The organism is Paracoccus ferrooxidans, from assembly GCF_029909815.1.
GTDB classification, from domain to species: domain Bacteria; phylum Pseudomonadota; class Alphaproteobacteria; order Rhodobacterales; family Rhodobacteraceae; genus Paracoccus; species Paracoccus versutus.
In genome coordinates this window covers 781,449-801,369 of sequence record NZ_CP038202.1, presented here as the reverse complement: position 1 = coordinate 801,369, position 19,921 = coordinate 781,449, and the positions used below count along the sequence as shown (strand labels likewise).

Genomic DNA, 19,921 nt, shown 5'->3' with positions numbered 1-19,921 from the left:
CCGGGCGCGGGCAAGAGGGGGCGCATGAGCGACGACACCCCTTCCCCACGCCACAGCCCCATCGAAGATGCCCAGGGCCTGGCCTATGGCAGTTTCATGGCCGCGGTCGGCGTGCTGCTGCTGACGCATCTGGGCTTCGTCACCGGCCAGACGGCGGGGCTGGCGATCCTGATCTCCTATGCGACGGGCTGGGGTTTCGCGCCGGTCTTCTTCGTGGTGAACCTGCCGTTCTACTGGCTGGGTTATCGCCGGCTGGGGCTGGGCTTCATGCTGAAATCCTTCATCGCCGTGGCGGCGATGTCGACGCTGGTCGCCATCCTGCCAGCGGGGCTGCAATTCGGCCATGTCCACCCGGCGGTCGGGGCGCTGCTGGTGGGGTTCCTGACCGGCTCGGCGCTGCTGGCGCTGTTCCGGCACGGCGCCTCGCTGGGCGGGGTGGGCATCGTCGCGCTGTATCTGCAGGATGCCACCGGCTTTCGCGCCGGCTGGACGCAGCTGATCTTCGACGCCTGCCTCTTTGCCTGCGCGCTGATGCTGCGCGACTGGCAGCTGGTCGCCTGGTCATTCCTGGGCGCGCTGGTGCTGAACCTGGTGATCGCGATCAACCACCGCCGCGACCGCTATGTCGTCTAGCAGGCTGCTGAAAAAGTCCTTGCGACAGGACGGCGCGGGCGGCGAACCGGGAAATCCGCCTCAAATTTGCCAAAAACACTCCATTTTCGGGCCGATATCAGCTGGCTCCAGAACGATTTCCGCTGCGTCGCCCTCTCAAGATCCTTTTTCAGCAGCCTGCTAGGGGGCGGCTCAGGCCGCCACCCCCAGCGCGCGCTTGACATTCGCGGTCCAGCCCAGCAACCGCTGGTCGCCCTCGACGATCGCCGGCCGCTTCATCAGCGAGGGCTTGGCCGAAAGCATCTGCAGGGGGGTGCCCGCGCGTTCCTCATCGGACATGCCACGCCAGGTCAGGCTGGCCCGGTTGACCAGCTTCTCGCCGAAATCGGCGATCATGCGCTGCCATTCGTCGCCATCCAGCGGCGTCTTGGAGACGTCGCGGAACTCCACCTGCCAGCCCGCCGCCTGCAACTCGGCCTGCGCCTTCTGGCAGGTCGAGCAATGGGCGAGGCCATACATCTGAAGCCGCCCCGCCATCACGAACGGCCCTGGGCAAGCGGGTGGGAAAGGAAAGGTGCCTGGGTCATGCGTTCTTCGCTCCTTCTTGGGGGGTGGACGGGCTAGTGGCCGGCGTCATGCAGCCGGGCGCGGATGCGCCGCATCCCCAGCCAGACGCCCAGCACGGCAACGGGGGTCAGGGCCGCGACCAGCACCGCCTTGTCGATATGCAGCGCCTGGGCCAGCGGGTAAAGCGCATAGCCCAAAAGGCCCACCGCGTAATAGCTGATCGCCACCACCGACAGCCCCTCGACCGTGTGTTGCAGCCGCAATTGCAGGTCGGCGCGCCGGTCCATGCGTTGCATCAGCTCCTGGTTCTGGGCGCTGCGCTGGACATCGACGCGGGTGCGCAGCAATTCGCCGGCGCGTTCGCTGCGATCCAGCATCGCCGAAAGCCGCTTCTCGGCCGATTTCGCGGTGCGCATGGCGGGCAGATAGCGGCGGGCCATGAACTCGGTCAGCATCTGCCCGCCCATGAAGCGGGTCTCGCGCAGCGAGGCGACGCGGTCCATGACGATGGCCTCATAGGCCGCATTGGCGCCGAAGCGGAAGGCATGCTGGGTCGCGGCGCTTTCCAGCCGGGTCGAGACCGACAGCAGATCCTGCAGCACCGCATCGGCGGGGCGGGCATCGTCGCTCATGCCCTGGACGATGTCGCTGAGCTGCGGGTCCAGCGCATTCAGCTGCCGGGTCAGGTCGCGGGCGCGGCCCAGGCCCAGCATGGACATGGCGCGATAGGTCTCGAGGTCCAGAAGCCGCTGGACGATGCGGCCGATCCGGCCGGGCTGGGTGTCGGGCCGGACGAAAAGCGCAAAGCGCATCCAGCCGGCCGGGTCGATGCGGAAATCGCCGGCGACCACCGCCGCCTCCTCCAGCACCCAGACCGAGGCCATGCTGTCGGCCGCGAACCATTCCGACAGCCGCGGCAGGATCTCGGCCGGGTCGTCGGGCAGGAAATCGACCTGGATCATCGCTGCGGCGATTCGCTTGCCCGGCGCCTGGTGCTGCCAGTCCTCGGGAAAGATCGCCCCGGCCGAAGGGTCGAAGGGCCGCGGCGGCAGCCCCGGCGCAAAGGCGGCATAGGTGACGAACTCGGTATGGCTTTCCCAGCGCAGCTGGTGGCGGCCAAGCTGCGCCGTGTAATGGCCCGCGCTGGTGTCGGGGCGCGGCGCGCCGTGGCGGGCACAAAGCTGCGCCAGATGCGCGACATCCCTGCCCCGGTCGCGGTTGGCGGCGTCGCGCGGCTCCTTGATCGCCAGATAGACCGCCGTGCAGGGCGCCTTGAGCCGCGGCGAGGGCCGGGCGTGCAATTCGTTCACCAGGGCATAGCGCTGGGGGTGTTCGTCTTCGTCGTTCATGGCCGCATGATTAGCCGCAGGCGCATTTCCCGCAACAGGAAAACCCAGCGATTCCGCGGCGCTGGCAAATCTGCCACGGCAAGCCGCGCCGCATCAGGATTTCGTGAAGCCCCGCCGCATTGCCGGGCAGGCCGCAGCGGGGCAAAATGGGACAAAACACCGGATCCGGGGGCGGGACATGATGACGGGCTGGCTGGGACGTATCGTCGCATTGGTGCTTGTGCTTGGGCTGGCGGCCTGCGGCCCCAGCAAGTTCAAGACCTATTCCGGCCCGCCCGTGACCCAGGTCGTGGTCAACAAGGGCGCGCGGCAGATGCTGCTTTTGAACGGCAACAGGGTGCTGAAGGCCTATCGCATCGGGCTGGGCAACGAGCCCCTTGGCCACAAGCAGTTCGAGGGCGACGGCCGCACGCCCGAGGGGCTTTACTACATCGACCGCCGCAACCCCGACAGCCGCTATCACCTGTCCATCGGCATCTCCTATCCCAACCCGCATGACTCGGTGCAGGCGGCCGAACTGGGCCGCAGCGCGGGCAGCGACATCTTCATCCACGGCCAGGGCCCCGAGGGCCGCGTTCTTTCCCGGCAGAAACTGGACTGGACCGCCGGCTGCATCGCCGTCACCGATGCCGAGGTCGAGGACGTCTATGCCATGGTCCGCGACGGCACGCCGATCCTGATCACGCCCTGACCGGCCGCCGCGGGGGCGATTCGCCCCATCGGGGCGGCGGTGCCGGTTCCTGGGGACCGTGGCATCGCTGCCTGATCTCGGCCAGGGCCCGAAGGTTGTCCCCTTTACAGGCAAAGCTGGACTGGCCTGCCCGCTCCATTGCCGTCACCGATGCCAAGGTCGAGGACGTCTATCATGACGCGACGCAACGCCGATCCTAGCTGCGCCCTGACCGGCCGCTACGGGGCGGCCGTGCCGATTCCTGGAGACCGTGGCCTCGCTGCTTGATCTCGGCCAGGGCCCCGAGGGTTGCCCTCTTTCCCGGCAAAAGCTGGACCGGACCGCCCGCTGCATCGCCGTCACCGATGCCAAGGTCGAGGACGTCTATCATGACGTGACGGAACGCAGATCCTGGCTGCGCCCTGACCGGCCGCTGCAGGGGGCGATTCTGCCTATCGGGACGGTTGAGCCGGTTTCTCGGGATGGGCGTTTCGCCGCGTAATCCGGCCTCTTTCGGCCGGGGGTCGAGCGGGGTGGCCGCCATACGCGCAGAGCTTGTATGGCAGACCTGTTCAAAAGGGCATATACTCATCGGCGGCGCCAAGGATTAACAATTTACATTAAAATGTTAACTCCAAGTTCCATCCCTTCATGTACCTGCCTCCCATCATCCATGACGCGCTGATCGATTCAGCCGAGACCGAGGGCTATGTGCCCGGCGCCATCGAAAGCGTCATGCGCTTCGGCCCGCATTCCCGCTGGTGTGCGGGGGTGATCGCCGCCTGTTCGACCAAGCGCTCGCAGGCCCTGGCCACGCGCTGCGCGCTGCTGATCCCGCGCAAGGGCAAGCGCACGCTCAAGCTGGCGGTGCATCCCTCGCTGCCGGCCGATGTGATAAAGTCGATGCTGAACGCGATCTGAACGCGATCTGATCCGGCAGCCGGCAGGGCCGCGCCGGCTTCAGATGCGGCCGATCTGCTCGGGCAGGATGACGGTGAAGCGGCTGCCCTGCCCGCGTTCGCTTTCGATGCGCAGCCGGCCGCGATGCCGGTTCACGATATGCTTGACGATGGCCAGGCCCAGCCCGGTGCCGCCCTGCTCGCGCGAGCGATGGGTATCGACGCGATAGAAGCGCTCGGTCAGGCGCGGCAGGTGCTGGGGGTCGATCCCCTCGCCCTGGTCGGCGACGCAGACCGACCAGGCCGGGCCGCGCAGCACCGGCTCATGCGCCAGCCGCTCCAGCGTCACCGTGGCCACCCCGCCGGCGCCGCCGTATTTCACCGCATTCTCGATCAGGTTGTGAAACACCTGCACCAGCTGGTCGGCGTCGCCCGGCACCGGCACCTTGCCGGCCGGCGCCTGCAACTCCAGCCGCACCCCGGCAGCCGTGGCCGCGGGCGCCAGCGTCGCCACCACGCTGCGCAAGAGCCCGGCCAGGTCCAGGTTCTGCGCCGGGCGGCGGCGCTCGTCCTGCTCGACCCGGCTCAGCGACAGAAGGTCGGCGACCAGCCGGTTCATCCGCCCCGCCTCGCGCTCCATGATGTCGAGGAAACGGTCGCGCGCGGCCGGATCGTTGCGGGCCGGGCCGCGCAAGGTCTCGATGAAGCCCATCAGCGCCGTCAGGGGCGTGCGCAGCTCGTGGCTGACATTGGCGACGAAATCGCGGCGCATCTGCTCGGTCTCCTCGTCGCGCGAGCGGTCCTCGATCGCCACCGCCGCGCCGACCAGCCCCGGCGCCCGCAGGGCCGTGACCGTCACCTCGCAGAACACCCGCCGGTCGGCCGCGCCCAGGGTGACGGCCAGCCGCGCCCGCTCCTGCCCGGCCAGCACGGCGTCCAGCGCGGCATTCACCTCGGGGTGGCGCAGCACGGTGACAAAGGGCCGCCCGCCCGGCACCGCGCCCAAAAGCGCCTCGGCCGCCTCGTTCGCGCCGATGATGCGCGCATGGCCGTCCACCGCCAGCATGGCCACCGGCACGCCGCGCAGCAGCGCGTGCAGCCGCTCTTCGATCATCCGCGGGCGACCTGCGCCAGCCCCTGGCGGAAGCGGGCGGCGTTGCGGTGATAGCCCTCGGCCGATTTCAGCAGCCGCTCGCGCGCCGCCTCGTCCAGCTCGCGCACCACCTTGCCCGGCGCGCCCATGACCAGAGAGCCGGGCGGGATCACCTTGTTCTCGGCGACCAGCGCCCCGGCGCCGATCAGCGAACCGGCGCCGATCCGCGCCCCGTTCAGGATGATCGCGCCCATGCCGATCAGCGCCCCGTCCTCGATGGTGCAGCCGTGCAGGATGGCGCGGTGGCCGATGGTGCAATTCGCACCGATGCTCAGCGGATAGCCGATGTCGGTATGGCAGACCGTCAGGTCCTGCACGTTCGAGTTGCGGCCGACGCAGATCTCTTCGTTGTCGCCGCGCAGCACGGCGCCGAACCAGACGCTGGCGCCCGGCTCCAGCACGATCCGGCCCATCAGCTGCGCATCCGGCGCCACCCAGGCGTCGTCGGCGATTTGCGGCGCGATGCCGTCCAGTTCCCAGATCATGCGCTTTCCTCCTCCATGAGCGCGCGGACGAAGGGGCCCAGCCCCACCTGCCGGGCGCGGCGCATCCGTTCGGCCCGCAGGATGGTCTTCAGCGCCTCGGCGCTGCGGTCCAGGTCGTCGTTGACGATGACATAGTCGTATTCCGCCCAATGGCTGATCTCGTCGCGGCTCTTGCGCATGCGGGCGGCGATGACCTCGGGCGCGTCCTGCTGGCGCCCGACCAGCCGCCGCTCCAGTTCGCGCAGGCTAGGCGGCAGCACGAAGATCGAGATGACATGCCCGCCCAGCGACGAGGCGCGGATCTGCTGGCCGCCCTGCCAGTCCACGTCGAACAGCGTGTCGCGCCCGGCGCGCATCGCCTCTTCGACCGGGCCGCGGGGGGTGCCGTAGAAATTGCCGAAGACCTCGGCATGTTCCAGCATCTCGCCGGCGCCGACCATGGCGCGGAACTGCTCGGGGCTGCGGAAATAGTAGTGCTCGCCCTCGACCTCGCCGGGGCGCGGCTTGCGGGTCGTGGCCGAGACCGAAAAGCTCAGGCCCGGATCCCAGTCCATCAGCCGCCGCGCCAGCGTCGATTTCCCCGCCCCCGAGGGCGACGACAGGATCACCAGAAGTCCGCTGCGCTCCATGCTTCTCTGCCTTGTTCCCCGCGTTCCAGCGCCGCCTGAATGACCCCGCCCGCCAGCGGGGTCAAGCCCCGCGCGGGGGCGCAGGTTTTTAACCACCGGCAAAGAAATCGCTCGGCAGCCGGGGGCGAAGGGGCTAGATTTGCGGCAGGGGCTGGTTTCACGGGTGGCAGGGTAAGGCCGGACGAATGTCGAACGACCACGGACAGGACGGGGATTCCCCGCACGGGGCCGATTCGCCTCGGGGCCGGCCCGGCAAGCTGCTGCACCTGGCCGATTATGAACCCGTCCAGGTCGAGCGCACCCTGGGCGAATTGCGCGGCTATTGGGAAGGGCTGCGCCATGGCCGCGCCATTCCCGACCGCGCCGATGTCGAGCCGCGCGGCATCCGCCGGTCGCTGGACTATGCCTTCATCCTGGAACGCATCGCGCCGGGTGCAGCCCGGTTTCGCCTGGCCGGGCGCCATCTCATCGACCTGATGGGGATGGAGGTGCGGGGCATGCCGCTTTGCGCCCTTCTGAACACCAGTTCGCGCGGCCGGCTGTCGGACGTGCTGGAAAGCGTGTTCCGCGCGCCCCAGATCGCCGAGATCGCGCTGGCCTCTCCCGCCGGCTACGGCCGTCCGGCGCTGGAGGGGCGGATGCTGCTCCTGCCGCTGCGCTCGGACCTGGGGGACGTGACGCGGGCGCTTGGCTGCCTGGTCGCCGAGGGCCGGATCGGCGAGGCGCCGCGCCGCTTCGACCTGCTTTCGGACATTGTCTCGCCGGTCATTCCCGGCGCCAGGGTGCTGGAGCCCTCGCCCTCGCGGCAGGGCTTTGCCGAGCCACCGCAGCGCTGGAAGGGCGCGCCGCCGGCCGACGCCGCCGCGCCCCTGCCCCGCGACGCCAACCCCGAGGAGCGCCGCGCACATTTCCGCCTGGTCCGCAACGACAAGCCGCCAAAACCGCCCGGCTCCCGTCCCTGATCGCGGAACGGGCCTCTGTCGGCGCCCATGGACCGGTGCGCCGCCTGACAATGCCGCCGCGCCCTGCCCCGCGATGCCAGCCCCGACGGGCACCGCGTGCGTTTCCACCTGATCCGCAACGACAGGTCGCCAAAGCCGCCTGGCACCCGTCCCTGATCCTGGAACGAGCCTCTCGGCCGGCGCGCATGAACCGGCGCGCAGCCTGATAATGCCGCCGCATCCTGCCCGCGATGCCAGGCCCGAGGAACGCCGGGCGCGGTTCCGCCTGGCCCGCAACGACAGGTCGCCAAAGCCGCCCGGCACTCGCCCCTGATCTCGGAACCGGCCTCTGCCGGCGCGCATGGACTGGCGCGCATGAAAAAGGGCGGCAGGGCCAAGGCCCGCCGCCCCTGTCATTTCCCGTCGCGCCGGGTTCAGCCGGCCTTGGCCTGCCGGCTTGCGCCGTTGACGCGGCGGCTGCGCAGTTCCTCGGCCACCAGGAAGGCCAGTTCCAGCGACTGGCTGGCGTTCAGCCGCGGATCGCAGGCGGTGTGATAGCGGTTCGACAGATCCTCGTCCGTGACCGCGCGCACGCCGCCGATGCATTCGGTCACGTCCTGCCCGGTCATCTCGAAATGCACGCCGCCGGGGATGGTGCCTTCGGCGCGATGGACGGCAAAGAACTCGCGCACCTCGCGCAGCACCGAATCGAAGGGACGGGTCTTGTAGCCCGAGGCCGACTTGATGGTGTTGCCGTGCATCGGGTCGCAGGACCAGACGACATTCGCCCCCTCTTCGCGCACCGCCTTGATCAGCCGCGGCAGGTGGTCGCCGACCGAGCCGGCGCCGAAGCGGGCGATCAGCGTCAGCCGGCCCGGCTCGTTTTCCGGGTTCAGCCGAGCGATCAGCGCCTTGAGGTCGCCCTCGCTGATCGAGGGGCCGCATTTCAGCCCGATCGGGTTCTGCACGCCGCGGCAGAACTCGACATGGGCGCCGTCGACCTGGCGGGTGCGGTCGCCGATCCAGATCATGTGCCCCGAACCCGCGACGGGCAGGCCGGTGGTCGAATCGATCCGCGCCAGCGCCTCTTCGTATTCCAGCAGCAGGGCCTCGTGGCTGGTGTAGAAATCCACCGTCCCCAGCCCATGCGCGGTTTCCGAGGTCACGCCCGCCGCCGCCATGAAGGCCATGGCGTCGCTGATCCGGTCGGCGATGTCGCGATAGCGCGCCGCCTCCTCTCCGCCGGTGAAGTCGCTGATCCAGCTTTGCACCCGGTGGATGTCGGCATAGCCGCCGGTCGAGAAGGCGCGCAGCAGGTTCAGCGAGGCTGCGGCCTGGGTATAGGCCGCCAGCATGCGCTGCGGGTCGGGGATGCGCGCCTCGGCGGTGAAGTCGAAACCGTTGATGATGTCGCCGCGATAGCTGGGCAGCTCCTGCTCGCCGATCTTCTCCATCGGGGCCGAGCGCGGCTTGGCGAACTGGCCCGCCATCCGGCCGACCTTGACCACCGGCAGCTGCGCGCCCCAGGTCAGCACGACGGCCATCTGCAGCATGACCTTGAAGGTGTCGCGGATGTTGTCGGCCGAGAATTCGGCAAAGCTTTCGGCGCAGTCGCCGCCCTGCAGCAGGAAGGCGCGGCCCGCCGCGACCTCGCCCAGCGAGGCTCTCAGCCGGCGCGCCTCGCCGGCAAAGACCAGCGGCGGGTATTTGGCCAGCAGCGCCTCGACGGCGGCGACGGCGTCCTGGTCGGGATAGTCGGGCATCTGGACGCGCGGATAGGCGCGCCAGCCACGCTTGTCCCATGCCTGTGCCGGGGTCGCGGAACTGGAATTCGTCGGTGCCATGATCCTATCCTTCATGCAAGCGGTGCCTGCCATATAGAGGGTGCAGGACCAAAGGAAAAGCCTTGCACGCGCCGCGATTGCCTGCTGATCTGCCGCGAATTCCTGACGCGCGACCGACATGCCAGACCACGATCCAGCAGTCCTCCCCGCTCCGGGGCCGAATCCGGCCCCCGCGCTGCGCTATGTGTTTTTGTTGCTGGACCGCTTCACCATGGTCTCCTTCGCCGCCGCGATCGAGCCCCTGCGGCTGGCCAACCGGCTTTCCGGGCGCGAGCTTTACGAATGGCGGCTGATCGGCGAACAGGGCGAGACCGCGCTTTGCTCGAACGGGGCGCGCATCCTGCTGGACGGCCCGCTGGCCGAGACCCGGCGCGGCGACACGGTGCTGGTCTGCGGCGGGCTGGACGTGGCGCGGGCGGCCACGCGGCCGGTGCTGGCCTGGCTGCGGCGCGAGGCCCGGCGCGGCACCCGCATCGGCGCGCTTTGCACCGGCGCCTGGGTGCTGGCCGAGGCCGGGCTGCTGGACGGCCGCCGCGCCACCATCCACTGGGAAAACCAGGACGGCTTTGCCGAGAAATTCCCCGATGTCACCCTGATCCGCACCGTATTCGTCGAGGACGGCAACCGGCTGACCGCCGCCGGCGGGACCGCCGCCATCGACCTGATGCTGCGCCAGATCGCCCGCGACCACGGCGCGGAACTGGCGAGCCGCGTGGCCGACCAGATGATCCACACCGCCATCCGCTCGGAAGAGGACCAGCAGCGCCTGTCCAGCCCCGGCCGGATCGGCGCGCACCATCCCCGGCTGGCGCAGGTTCTGGCCCGGATGGAGGCCAATATCGAGGATCCGGTCAGCCCCGCGCGGCTGGCCGCCGAGGCGGGCCTGTCGCCGCGCCAGCTGGAACGGCTGTTCGCCCGCCACCTGGGCCGCTCGCCCAAGCGCTATTACATGGAGCTGCGGCTGGAACGGGCGCGCCACCTGCTGCTGCAGACCCCGATGAGCGTGATGGAGATCGCCCTGGCCTGCGGCTTCGCCTCGGCCGTGCATTTCTCGAAATGCTATCGCGCGACCTATGGTTGCACGCCCTATCGCGAACGCGGCGCGGCCGGGGCGCATTAGCGGAACTTCCGCTGCGGCAAGTGCCCGATCGCGCGCCTTCCGCGGTCGCCAACACGCTTTTCTTTTCATTCGCGCGCTTATAACCTGTCAGACAGGACAATGTTCCACTCAGGGAGACGACTGATGAAAAAGCTTCTTCTGGCCAGCGCCGCCGGAGCCTTGCTTGCCGGTGCCGCCGGCGCCGAGGAAATCAAGATGGGCATTTCGCTGGGCCTGACCGGCCCCTTGGAATCGATCTCGCCGGCAATGCAGAAAGGCGCGGAACTGGCGATGAAGGAGGTCTCGGACAGCGGCAAGCTGCTGGACGGCTCGACCGTGACCCCGGTGGTCGCGGACAACACCTGCATCGACGCGGCCGCCTCGGTTGCCGCCGTCACCCGGCTGGTGACCGCCGAAGGCGTCAAGGGCGTCATGGGCGGCATGTGTTCGGGCGAAACCATCGCCTCGCTCGAACAGGTCGGCGTGCCGCAGGGCGTGGTGATGATCTCGCCCTCGGCGACCTCGCCCGCGCTTTCGACCATCGACGACAAGGGCTTCTTCTTCCGCACCTCGCCCTCGGACGCGCGCCAGGGCGAAGTCATGGCCGACATCGTGCTGGAACGCGGCATCAACAGCGTCGCGGTGACCTATACCAACAACGACTACGGCAAGGGCCTGGCCGACAGCTTCGCCGACGCCTACAAGGCCAAGGGCGGCACCGTCACCGTGGTTTCGGCCCATGACGACGGCAAGGCCGACTATTCGGCCGAGGTCGCGGCGCTTGCGGCCGCGGGCGGCGATGCGCTGGTCGTGGCGGGCTATGCCGACCAGGGCGGCTCGGGCGTCATCCAGGGCTCGCTCGACACCGGCGCCTTCGAGGTCTTCGTGCTGCCCGACGGCATGGTCAACAACGTGCTGGTCGAGAAGTTCGGCACCCAGCTGGAGAACTCGTTCGGCCAGAACCCCTCGGCCGAGGGCGAGGGGCATGACAAGTTCGACGCGCTCGCCAAGGACGCCGGCTTCGACGGCACCTCGGCCTATGCCGGCGAATCCTACGACGCCGCCGCGCTGATGCTGCTGGCCATGCAGGCCGCCAAGTCCTCGGACCCCACGGTCTACAAGGACAAGGTGATGGAAGTCGCCAACGAGCCCGGCGAAAAGATCTATCCGGGCGAGCTGGCCAAGGGGCTGGAGCTGCTCGCGGCGGGCCAGGACATCGACTATGTCGGCGCCACCTCGGTCGAGCTGATCGAGCCGGGCGAAAGCGCCGGCGTCTATCGCGAGGTCGATTTCAAGGGCGGCAAGCTGAACGTCATAGGCTACCGCTAAGGCCCGCAGGTCGCGGAGAGGGTCCGGTCTCCGGGCCCTTTTCACAATCAAGAACAATCCCGTAAGGGAAATTCTTCATGCAACGCATGAAGCTGGGGAGCACTATGATCCAGGTCCACGACCTGCACAAGCATTTCGGAGGCTTCCGCGCCGTCGATGGTGCCAGCCTGACGATCGAGACGGGCTCGATCACCGGATTGATCGGCCCGAACGGCGCCGGGAAATCCACGCTTTTCAACGTCATCGCCGGCGTTCTGAAACCGACGGCCGGCCGCGTGACCATGGCCGGCGAGGACATCACCGGCCTGCCGCCGCACGAGCTGTTCCACAAGGGGCTGTTGCGCACCTTCCAGCTGGCGCACGAGTTTTCCTCGATGACGGTGCGCGAGAACCTGATGATGGTGCCCGGCGGCCAATGCGGCGAGACGCTGCTGAACACCTGGCTCCGCCGCGGCCGCATCCGCGAGGAGGAGCGCGCGCTTCGCAAGAAGGCCGACGAAGTGCTTGAATTCCTGACAATTTCTCATGTCGCCGACGAAAAGGCCGGCAACCTGTCCGGCGGGCAGAAGAAGCTGCTGGAACTGGGCCGCACCATGATGGTGGATGCGAAGATCGTCTTTCTGGACGAGGTCGGCGCCGGGGTGAACCGCACGCTGCTGGGCACCATCGGCGATGCCATCGTGCGGCTGAACAAGGAGCGCGGCTATACCTTCTGCGTGATCGAGCATGACATGGATTTCATCGGCCGGCTTTGCGACCCGGTGATCGTCATGGCGGCGGGAAAGGTTCTGGCCCAGGGCTCTGCCGACAGCATCATGAAGAACGAGGCGGTGATCGAGGCCTATCTGGGCACCGGCCTGAAGAACAAGGTCGCGGCCGAGGTGGCCGAGGAGGCCGCCTTCGGCGAAAGCCACGGCGCCCAGCCCGGCCTGGGGGCCGAGGCCGGCCGTGGCGGCGACGGCAAGCCAGCGGGAGAGCTGTGATGGCAGAGCCCTATCTTTCCGCCACCGACATGCGCGGCGGCTATGGCAAGGCCGACATCCTGAACGGCTGCACCCTGACGGTCGAACGTGGCCAGATCGCCGTGATCGTCGGCCCGAACGGCGCCGGCAAGTCGACGGCGATGAAGGCCGTCTTCGGCATGCTGGCCCTGCGCGAGGGCAAGGTCGCGCTGGCCGGCGAGGACATCACCCGGCTGACCCCGCAGGAGCGGGTGCGCAAGGGCATGGGCTTCGTGCCGCAGACCCACAACATCTTCCCGACCATGACGGTCGAGGAAAACCTGGAAATGGGCGCCTTCATCCGCGAGGACGATTACCGCGACACCATGGCCCAGGTCTATGAGCTGTTCCCGGCCGTGGCCGACAAGCGCAGGCAGAATGCCGGCGAATTGTCGGGCGGCCAGCGCCAGCAGGTCGCCGTCGGCCGGGCGCTGATGACCCGGCCCAGCCTGCTGATGCTGGACGAGCCGACCGCTGGCGTCAGCCCCATCGTCATGGACGAGCTGTTCGACCGCATCATCGAGGTCGCCCGCACCGGCATCTCGATCCTGATGGTGGAACAGAACGCCCGCCAGGCGCTGGAGATCGCCGACATCGGCTATGTGCTGGTGCAGGGCGCCAACCGTTACACCGACAGCGGGCAGGCGTTGCTGGCCGATCCCGAGGTCCGCCGCACCTTCCTGGGGGGCTGAAGATGGACATGCTGAACGCCCTCGTGGCCATCCTGAACTTCGTGGTGATCCCCGCCGCCTCCTATGGCGCGCAGCTGGCGCTTGGGGCGCTGGGGGTGACGCTGATCTACGGCATCCTGCGCTTTTCCAACTTCGCCCATGGCGACACCATGGCCTTCGGCGCCGCGCTGGTGATCCTGATCACCTGGGGGCTGCAGGCCATCGGCATCGGCCTGGGCCCGCTGCCCACGGCGCTGCTGGCCCTGCCCTTCGGCATCGCGCTGACCGCGGTCTTCATCCTGGGCACCGACCGCGTGGTCTATCGCTTCTATCGCAGCAAGCGCTCGGCGCCGATCATCCTGGTCATGGCCTCGGTCGGGGTCATGTTCATCATGAACGGGCTGACGCGGCTGATCATCGGCGTCGACGAGATCCGCTTCGACGACGGCGCGCGCTTCCTGGTCAGCGTGCAGCAGTTCCGCGCCTGGACCGGGCTGTCCGAGGGGCTGTCGCTGCGCGTCAGCCAGGCGCTGACGCTGGTGGTGACGGCGCTGGCCTGCTGGGCGCTGTTCCGCTTCCTGAACCGCTCGCGCGCCGGCAAGGCGATGCGGGCCTATTCCGACAACGAGGACCTGGCGCTGCTGTCGGGCATCGACCCCGAGCGGGTGGTGCGCCTGACCTGGCTGATCGCCACCGCGCTGGCGGTGACGGCGGGCACGCTTTACGGGCTGGACAAGTCCTTCAAGGTCTTCAACTATTTCCAGATCCTGCTGCCGATCTTTGCCGCCGCCATCGTCGGCGGCCTCGGCAATCCGCTGGGCGCGGTGGCGGGCGGCTTCATCGTCGCCTTCTCCGAGGTGGCCGTGACCTATCCCTGGCGCAAGATCGCGACCTACCTGGGATTCGAGCCCCAGGGGCTGCTGCAGCTTCTGTCCACCGAATACAAGTTCGCGGTCAGCTTCGTGATCCTGATCGTGGTCCTGCTGTTCCGGCCGACCGGCCTGTTCCGCGGCAAATCCGTCTGAGGAGGGCGTTTATCCATGTCGAATACACGTCAAGCCGAAGCGGTCAGCCTCTGGCGCGCGCCGGTGCTGTTCCTGATCCTAGCCGCGCTGTTCCTGGCCGAGGGCAGCTTTCGCAACGCGCTGTTCTCGGGCAGCTGGAACACGGCGTTGGCCATCCTAAACATGGGGCTGATCTCGGCCGTCATGGCCCTGGGCGTCAACATGCAATGGGGCTATGCCGGGCTGTTCAACGCCGGCGTCGTGGGCTTTTTGGCGCTTGGCGGGCTGGCGCCGGTGCTGGTCTCGACCGCGCCGGTGCAGGGCGCCTGGGCCGCCGGCGGGCCGCGGCTGATCCTGGCGCTTCTGGTGGGGCTCGGCACGCTGGTGCTGGCGGCGCAGGTCTGGCGGCGCATCTCCGGGGCCTGGCGCGTCCCGGCGCTGGTCGCGGTGCTGGTGGCGGGCTTCGTGGCCTATCGCTGGCTGTTCGATCCGGCGGTAATGGCGATCGAGGCGAACAATTCCGCCCGCGCCGGCAATATCGGCGGGCTGGGCTGGCCGGTGCTGTTGTCCTGGCCGGTGGGCGCGCTGTTCGCCGCCGCGGCCGCCTGGGGCGTCGGCAAGGTGGCGCTGGGGCTGCGCTCGGACTACCTGGCCATCGCCACGCTGGGCATCGGCGAGATCATCGTCGCGGTGATGCGCAACGAGGAATGGCTGTCGCGCGGGGTCAAGAACGTCTCGGGCATCCCGCGCCCGGTGCCCTATGAGCTGGACCTGCAGGGCAATGCCGATTTCGTGGCCCGCGCCGCCGAATGGGGGATGAGCCCGGCCGTCGCCTCGGGCGTCTGGGTCAAGCTGCTTTACGCGGGCCTGTTCGGGGCGGTGCTGCTGGCGCTGATCCTGCTGGCGGAACTGGCGCTGAAATCGCCCTGGGGCCGGATGATGCGCGCGATCCGCGACAACGAGACCGCCGCCGAGGCCATGGGCAAGGACGTGACCCGCCGGCATCTGCAGATCTTCGTCATCGGCAGCGCGGTGATCGGCCTGGCCGGCGCGATGATGGTCACGCTGGACGGGCTTTTGTCGCCCAACAGCTTCAACCCGCTGCGCTATACCTTCCTGATCTGGGTGATGGTGATCGTCGGCGGCTCGGGCAACAACTGGGGCGCGGCGCTGGGGGCGATCCTGGTCTGGTTCCTGTGGATCAAGGCCGAGGTCTGGGGCCCCGAGCTGATGCGGCTGGTCACCGGGCCGCTGCCCGCGGGCGCATTGCGCGATCACCTGCTGGGCAGCGCGCCGCATATGCGCTTCATCGCGCTGGGGGTGGTGCTGCTGCTGGTGCTGCGCTTTGCGCCACGGGGGCTGGTGCCGGAGAAGTGATGGGAGGACGTCGCGGGGGCTTTGCCCCCGCACCCCCAGGGTATTTGGAAAACGGAGAAAGGCGCAGACCCGCGCCTTTTCTCACGCTGCGGTGAGGGTGATCGGCGTCCGGTCGCCCTGGGCGAAGCGGCGCAGCACCGCGGGATAGAGCCGGTGTTCCTGGACCAGGACGCGGGCGGCCAGCGTCTCGGCCGTGTCGCCGGGCAGGACCGGCACCCGCGCCTGGCCGAGGATCGGGCCGGCGTCGAGTTCGGGCGTGACCAGGTGGACGGTGGCCCCGGCCTCGGCATCGCCGGCCTCGATGGCGCGGCCATGGGTGTGCAGGCCGGGATATTTCGGCAGGAGCGAGGGGTGGATGTTCAGCATCCGGCCCTGGAAGCGCTGCACGAAATCCGGGGTCAGGATGCGCATGAAGCCGGCCAGGCAGAGGATGTCCGGTTCCGCCGCCAGCAGCGGTTCCAGCAGCGCCGCCTCGAAACCGGCGCGGTCGCCGGGATAGGCGCGGTGGTCCACCGCGAAGCTCGGCACGCCCAGGGCCTGCGCCCTGGCCAGCCCCGCCGCCTGCGGGTCGTTCGAGCCGACGATCACCGGGCGGGCCGGGTGGCTGCCGGTCATCGATTCGACCAGCTTGACCATGTTCGAGCCGCCGCCCGAGATCAGGATGGCGACGCGTTTCACCGCAGCCGGCCGGAGTAGCGCACGCCCGCGCCGGGGCGGACATGGCCCAGGCGGACCACCGTTTCGCCCTGCGCCTTCAGCAGCGCCTCGAGTTCGGCGGCACGCTCGGCGGCCACGGCCAGGATCATGCCGATGCCGCAATTGAAGGTCTTGAGCATCTCGGCATCAGCGATGTCGCCGGCCCCGGCCAGCCAGTCGAAGACCGGCGGCAGGCTGAAGCTGTCGAGGTCCACCTCGGCCCCGAGGCCCTGGGGCAGGACGCGCGGCAGGTTCTCGGTGATGCCGCCGCCGGTGATATGGGCCGCCGCATGCACGCCACCGGCGCGGATCGCCGCCAGGAGCGGGCGCACGTAGAGCCGCGTCGGCACCAGCAGCGCCTGGCCCAGCGTGCCCGCGGCAAAGGGCGCGGGCGCCGACCAGTCGAGCCCGGCGTGGTCGGCCACCCGGCGCACCAGCGAGAAGCCGTTGGAATGCACCCCGTCCGAGGCAAGGCCCAGCAGCACGTCGCCATCCGTGACGCCCGCCGGCAGGGCCGTGCCCCGCTCCATCGCGCCGACGGCGAAGCCCGCGAGGTCGAAATCGCCGCGCGCATACATGCCCGGCATCTCGGCCGTCTCGCCGCCGATCAGCGCGCAGCCGGACCGGCGGCAGCCCTCGGCGATGCCGTTGATGACCCGCGCCGCCTCATCGACCGACAACTTGCCGGTGGCGAAATAATCCAGGAAGAACAGCGGCTCGGCACCCTGGCAGACCAGGTCGTTCACGCACATCGCCACCAGGTCGATGCCCAGCCCGTCAAGCTCGCCCGTGTCGATGCCGATGCGTAGCTTGGTGCCGACCCCGTCGGTCGCGGCCACCAGAACCGGGTCGTCATAGCCGGCCGCGCGCGGGTCGAAGAGCGCGCCGAAGCCGCCCAGCCCTTCCATCACGCCGGGGCGGCGGGTGGCGGCGGCGGCGGGCTTGATCCGCTCGACCAGCGCATTGCCCGCGTCGATATCCACTCCGGCCTCGGCATAGGACAGGCCGCTCTTGCGCTGCTCGGTCATCTTCGGGATCCCCTTTGCTTTGACGCCCCGATAGCGCAGGCGGGCCGCGCAGGCAATGTGCCCGCTGCGGCCGGGCGCGGATTTGGCCCCGGCGCCCCTGCCGCGATCCGGCGCGGCGGCTGTTGTCGGCCCCCGCCGCCGGGCATTAAGATCAATATGCGACCATAACGAAGCCATGCGGCGAATCAAATGCCTGCCACGCTGAGTCTGATGGGATCCGTGCGCCTGCGCGGCGCCGGCGGGGCGGATCTCACCCCCCGCAGCCAGAAGGCTCGTGGCGCGCTGGCATTGCTGGGCACGGCGCCGGACCTGCGGCTCAGCCGCGCCCGGCTGCAAGACCTGCTGTGGAGCGAGCGGGGCCGGCAGCGCGGTTCCGACAGCCTGCGGCAGATGCTGCGCGAGCTGCGCGCCGCGCTGGGTGCCGAAAAGGGCATCCTGCTGACCGGCGTGGGCTGGGTGGGGCTGGACGCCGAGCGGCTGCGCATCGACCTGACCCCGGTCTATGACGCCGGCGGCGCGCCGATCGAGTTCGCCGCCGACATCGACGTGCCCGACCCCGAGTTCGAGACCTGGTTGCGCGACATGCGCCTGCGGCTGACGCCGGATTGCGACGGTCCCAGCATCCTGCAACGGCCCCTGCCGCCCCCGCCCCTGCCCGAGCCCTGGTGCGCGGGCGAGCCCGCCCCCGGCGATTACGTCGTGGCCTTGCAGCCGGTCGAAAGCAACGACGCCCGCGCCCATGTCATCGGCGAGATGATCCTGAACGAGGCCGCCGCCCGCGCCTGCGAGATGATCCCGGCGGTGCTGGCCGACCGGCACTCGGCCGGGGCGCCGCAGGCCGGCATCCAGATCGGCGCCATCTGCTATGCGGCGGGGACCGACTGCTCGCTGATGGTGGTGATGCGCGACCTGGCCACCGGCGCGCGCGGCTGGACGCGGCGCTTCACCATCCGCGCCGCCGACGAGACCGCGACCATGCGCCATGCGGTGGCGCAGATCGCGGTGGCGCTGCTTGACCGGGCGCGGCGGACCGCCCCGCCGGCGCAGGGGCTGACCTTCCCGGTCTGGGACGTGTTCAGCTATTCCCGCGACCGGCTGGAATCGGCCGACCGCATCCTTGCCGCGATGCCGCGGGAACGGCAGAGCGGCGTGGCGCTGGCGCTGCGCTCCTATCTGCGCAACACGCTGATCAGCGAGCGGCTGACCGAGGATCCGGCGCGCTGCTCGGACGAGGCCGAGGCCTTTGCGCGGCAGGCGCGCGACCTGGCGCCCGCCAACCCCTCGGTGCTGGCGGTGGCCTCGCTTTCCGCCTCGTGGCGGCGGGATGCGGTAGGGGCGCTGGAGCTGGCGCAGGCCGCCTGCCGCAACGATCCCGACAACGAGCTGGCCTGCCATGCGCTGTCCCAGGCGCTGACCGATGTCGGCCGCGACCTCGAGGCGCTGGAGGCGACCGAGCGCGGCGCCCGCGGCGCCCTGGCCGAGCTGGGCCCGGCCTCGTGGCTGATGCGCCGCGCCGTGGTGCAGCTGCGGCTGGGCCGGCTGGGCGATGCCGAGAACTCGGCCGCGGCCGCCTTTGCCTTTGCCCCGGACAACCGGCCCTCGCTGCGTTTCCTGGCGGCGCTGCGCTATCATCGCGGCGACGTGGCCGGCGCCGCCGACGCCCTGCGCCACCTGCGCCGGATCGAGCCGGATTTCTCGCTCGAGCTGATGGCCGAGCCGGATTATCCGGTCGCGCCGCTGCGCATGGCCCGGCTGATGGGGATCACCCGCTCGGGGCTTTGAGGCCGCGGCGGTCAGGGCGAGACCAGCACCTCCAGCACGATGGGCGCCCCGCCCCGGCCCGGCTCCAGCACCAGCCGGGCGCGGCCGGGGGCGACGGCGACAAAGGCCAGGACAAGGGGCGGGCCGGCATCCAGCCGGGGCAGTTCGGGGCCGGCAAGGATCGGTGCGCCCTGCAGCCGGGCCAGGCGGGGGTCGCGGGCCGCGGCCTCGGACAGGCTGTTCAGATGCACCTCCAGCCGGTCGCCGCAGCGCAGGGCCACGGGGCCCGAGATGTGGTCCTCGTGCAGCACGCAGGTCATGGGCCGGTGCCGCGGCGGATAGCGCAGCGGCGGCGCGCCCGTCGCCATCGCCCGCTGCATGCTGTCGAGCCAGGCGCCGCGCAGCCGCGCAGCCGTCAGGTCCGCCCGGTCCAGCCGCGCGCCGGTCAGGTCGGCGCGCTCCAGCACCGCGCCGCGCAGGTCGGCATCGGACAGGTCCGCCAGCCCCAGGCTGGCCCGCGACAGGTTGGCGTTGCGAAACCGCGCCCGCGGCGCGCGGGCCGACCACAGGCTTGCATCCGACAGCTGCGCGTCTGTCAGGTCGGCCTCGGTCAGATCCGCATAGGACAGGTCGGCACCCACCAGCGTCATGCCCGACAGGTCCAGCCCGGCCAGGTCGGACCCGGCCAGGTGCAGACGGCCCATCGTCGCGATGCGCCGGACGATCTCGGCGCGGGTGTATTCCGCCATGCTCCCTCTCTCGGACAGTCCTCGCCAAGAGTGTGCGGCCAGTCAAGTGCCCGGAGG

21 protein-coding genes are annotated in these 19,921 nt (G+C 69.7%); 12 read left to right on the top strand and 9 right to left on the bottom strand.

Annotation, left to right across the window (positions count from 1 at the left end; all coding sequences use genetic code 11):
* Window positions 1-24 precede the first annotated feature (24 nt).
* Window positions 25-633, top strand: coding sequence for a YitT family protein (locus E3U26_RS20995; protein WP_036753965.1), 609 nt, complete (start codon window positions 25-27; stop codon window positions 631-633).
* 171 nt (window positions 634-804) lie between these two features.
* On the opposite strand, the gene E3U26_RS20990 is transcribed toward E3U26_RS20995, so the two are convergent.
* Together E3U26_RS20990 and E3U26_RS20985 are read right to left on the bottom strand one after the other, a co-directional pair.
* A complete protein-coding gene (locus tag E3U26_RS20990; protein WP_499106430.1) occupies window positions 805-1,149 on the bottom strand; it encodes an arsenate reductase family protein in 345 nt (114 codons plus the stop codon).
* A gap of 83 nt (window positions 1,150-1,232) precedes the next feature.
* Window positions 1,233-2,528, bottom strand: a complete 1,296-nt coding sequence (locus E3U26_RS20985) for a DUF3422 family protein (RefSeq protein WP_072460698.1) — start codon at window positions 2,526-2,528, stop codon at window positions 1,233-1,235.
* A gap of 181 nt (window positions 2,529-2,709) precedes the next feature.
* On the opposite strand from E3U26_RS20985, the gene E3U26_RS20980 reads away from it, so the two are divergent.
* The 3 genes from E3U26_RS20980 (at window position 2,710) to E3U26_RS20970 (ending at window position 4,119) form a co-directional block, all read left to right on the top strand.
* Complete coding sequence (locus tag E3U26_RS20980; protein WP_072460892.1) at window positions 2,710-3,219, top strand: L,D-transpeptidase family protein; 510 nt, start codon at window positions 2,710-2,712, stop codon at window positions 3,217-3,219.
* Between the two features lie 250 nt (window positions 3,220-3,469).
* Window positions 3,470-3,700, top strand: a complete 231-nt coding sequence (locus E3U26_RS20975; protein WP_499106428.1) for a hypothetical protein — start codon at window positions 3,470-3,472, stop codon at window positions 3,698-3,700.
* 149 nt (window positions 3,701-3,849) lie between these two features.
* Window positions 3,850-4,119 carry a hypothetical protein gene (locus E3U26_RS20970; protein ID WP_036753958.1) on the top strand — a complete coding sequence of 90 codons (270 nt, stop codon included), beginning with the start codon at window positions 3,850-3,852 and terminating at the stop codon, window positions 4,117-4,119.
* A gap of 39 nt (window positions 4,120-4,158) precedes the next feature.
* On the opposite strand, the gene E3U26_RS20965 is transcribed toward E3U26_RS20970, so the two are convergent.
* From E3U26_RS20965 to gmk, 3 genes are read right to left on the bottom strand one after another with little or no spacing between them, the layout of a single operon-like run.
* Window positions 4,159-5,211: an ATP-binding protein gene (locus E3U26_RS20965; protein ID WP_036753955.1), complete on the bottom strand. Its 1,053-nt coding sequence runs from the start codon at window positions 5,209-5,211 to the stop codon at window positions 4,159-4,161.
* Entirely contained in the window at window positions 5,208-5,735 is a 528-nt protein-coding gene (locus E3U26_RS20960; protein WP_499106427.1) for a gamma carbonic anhydrase family protein, read from the bottom strand. Before E3U26_RS20960 ends, E3U26_RS20965 begins: the two co-directional genes overlap by 4 nt.
* Window positions 5,732-6,364, bottom strand: a complete 633-nt coding sequence (gene gmk / locus E3U26_RS20955) for a guanylate kinase (protein ID WP_499106426.1) — start codon at window positions 6,362-6,364, stop codon at window positions 5,732-5,734. The genes E3U26_RS20960 and gmk overlap by 4 nt, the downstream gene beginning before the upstream one ends.
* A 185-nt stretch (window positions 6,365-6,549) precedes the next feature.
* On the opposite strand from gmk, the gene E3U26_RS20950 reads away from it, so the two are divergent.
* Window positions 6,550-7,326: a PAS domain-containing protein gene (locus E3U26_RS20950; RefSeq protein WP_499106425.1), complete on the top strand. Its 777-nt coding sequence runs from the start codon at window positions 6,550-6,552 to the stop codon at window positions 7,324-7,326.
* A gap of 413 nt (window positions 7,327-7,739) precedes the next feature.
* Here the strand turns inward: E3U26_RS20950 and E3U26_RS20945 are convergent, their stop codons facing one another.
* Window positions 7,740-9,149: a class II 3-deoxy-7-phosphoheptulonate synthase gene (locus E3U26_RS20945; RefSeq protein ID WP_036754062.1), complete on the bottom strand. Its 1,410-nt coding sequence runs from the start codon at window positions 9,147-9,149 to the stop codon at window positions 7,740-7,742.
* Between the two features lie 118 nt (window positions 9,150-9,267).
* Here E3U26_RS20945 and E3U26_RS20940 point away from each other — a divergent pair, with 118 nt between their 5' ends.
* The 6 genes from E3U26_RS20940 to E3U26_RS20915 all read left to right on the top strand — a co-directional run bounded on the left by E3U26_RS20940 (window position 9,268) and on the right by E3U26_RS20915 (window position 15,630).
* Window positions 9,268-10,269: a GlxA family transcriptional regulator gene (locus E3U26_RS20940; RefSeq protein ID WP_072460702.1), complete on the top strand. Its 1,002-nt coding sequence runs from the start codon at window positions 9,268-9,270 to the stop codon at window positions 10,267-10,269.
* A gap of 123 nt (window positions 10,270-10,392) precedes the next feature.
* Complete coding sequence (locus E3U26_RS20935) at window positions 10,393-11,577, top strand: ABC transporter substrate-binding protein (RefSeq protein WP_449043428.1); 1,185 nt, start codon at window positions 10,393-10,395, stop codon at window positions 11,575-11,577.
* Window positions 11,578-11,681: 104 nt separating this feature from the next.
* Window positions 11,682-12,560: an ABC transporter ATP-binding protein gene (locus E3U26_RS20930; RefSeq protein WP_036753939.1), complete on the top strand. Its 879-nt coding sequence runs from the start codon at window positions 11,682-11,684 to the stop codon at window positions 12,558-12,560.
* Complete coding sequence (locus E3U26_RS20925) at window positions 12,560-13,270, top strand: ABC transporter ATP-binding protein (protein ID WP_036753937.1); 711 nt, start codon at window positions 12,560-12,562, stop codon at window positions 13,268-13,270. Before E3U26_RS20930 ends, E3U26_RS20925 begins: the two co-directional genes overlap by 1 nt.
* A 2-nt stretch (window positions 13,271-13,272) precedes the next feature.
* Window positions 13,273-14,274 carry a branched-chain amino acid ABC transporter permease gene (locus tag E3U26_RS20920; protein WP_036753934.1) on the top strand — a complete coding sequence of 334 codons (1,002 nt, stop codon included), beginning with the start codon at window positions 13,273-13,275 and terminating at the stop codon, window positions 14,272-14,274.
* Window positions 14,275-14,289: 15 nt separating this feature from the next.
* Entirely contained in the window at window positions 14,290-15,630 is a 1,341-nt protein-coding gene (locus tag E3U26_RS20915) for a branched-chain amino acid ABC transporter permease (RefSeq protein WP_499106422.1), read from the top strand.
* Window positions 15,631-15,711: 81 nt separating this feature from the next.
* On the opposite strand, the gene purN is transcribed toward E3U26_RS20915, so the two are convergent.
* The gene (gene purN, locus E3U26_RS20910) at window positions 15,712-16,308 is read right to left on the bottom strand and encodes a phosphoribosylglycinamide formyltransferase (RefSeq protein WP_072460704.1); all 597 of its coding nucleotides are present in this window, start codon (window positions 16,306-16,308) and stop codon (window positions 15,712-15,714) included.
* Window positions 16,305-17,354, bottom strand: a complete 1,050-nt coding sequence (purM, locus tag E3U26_RS20905; protein WP_499106420.1) for a phosphoribosylformylglycinamidine cyclo-ligase — start codon at window positions 17,352-17,354, stop codon at window positions 16,305-16,307. Before purM ends, purN begins: the two co-directional genes overlap by 4 nt.
* Window positions 17,355-17,564: 210 nt before the next feature.
* Between purM and E3U26_RS20900 the strand changes: the two genes are divergently transcribed.
* Window positions 17,565-19,136, top strand: coding sequence for an SARP family transcriptional regulator (locus E3U26_RS20900; RefSeq protein ID WP_240540446.1), 1,572 nt, complete (start codon window positions 17,565-17,567; stop codon window positions 19,134-19,136).
* Window positions 19,137-19,147: 11 nt separating this feature from the next.
* On the opposite strand, the gene E3U26_RS20895 is transcribed toward E3U26_RS20900, so the two are convergent.
* On the bottom strand, window positions 19,148-19,864 hold the full coding sequence (locus E3U26_RS20895; protein WP_036753920.1) for a pentapeptide repeat-containing protein: 717 nt from the start codon (window positions 19,862-19,864) through the stop codon (window positions 19,148-19,150).
* Window positions 19,865-19,921 lie beyond the last annotated feature (57 nt).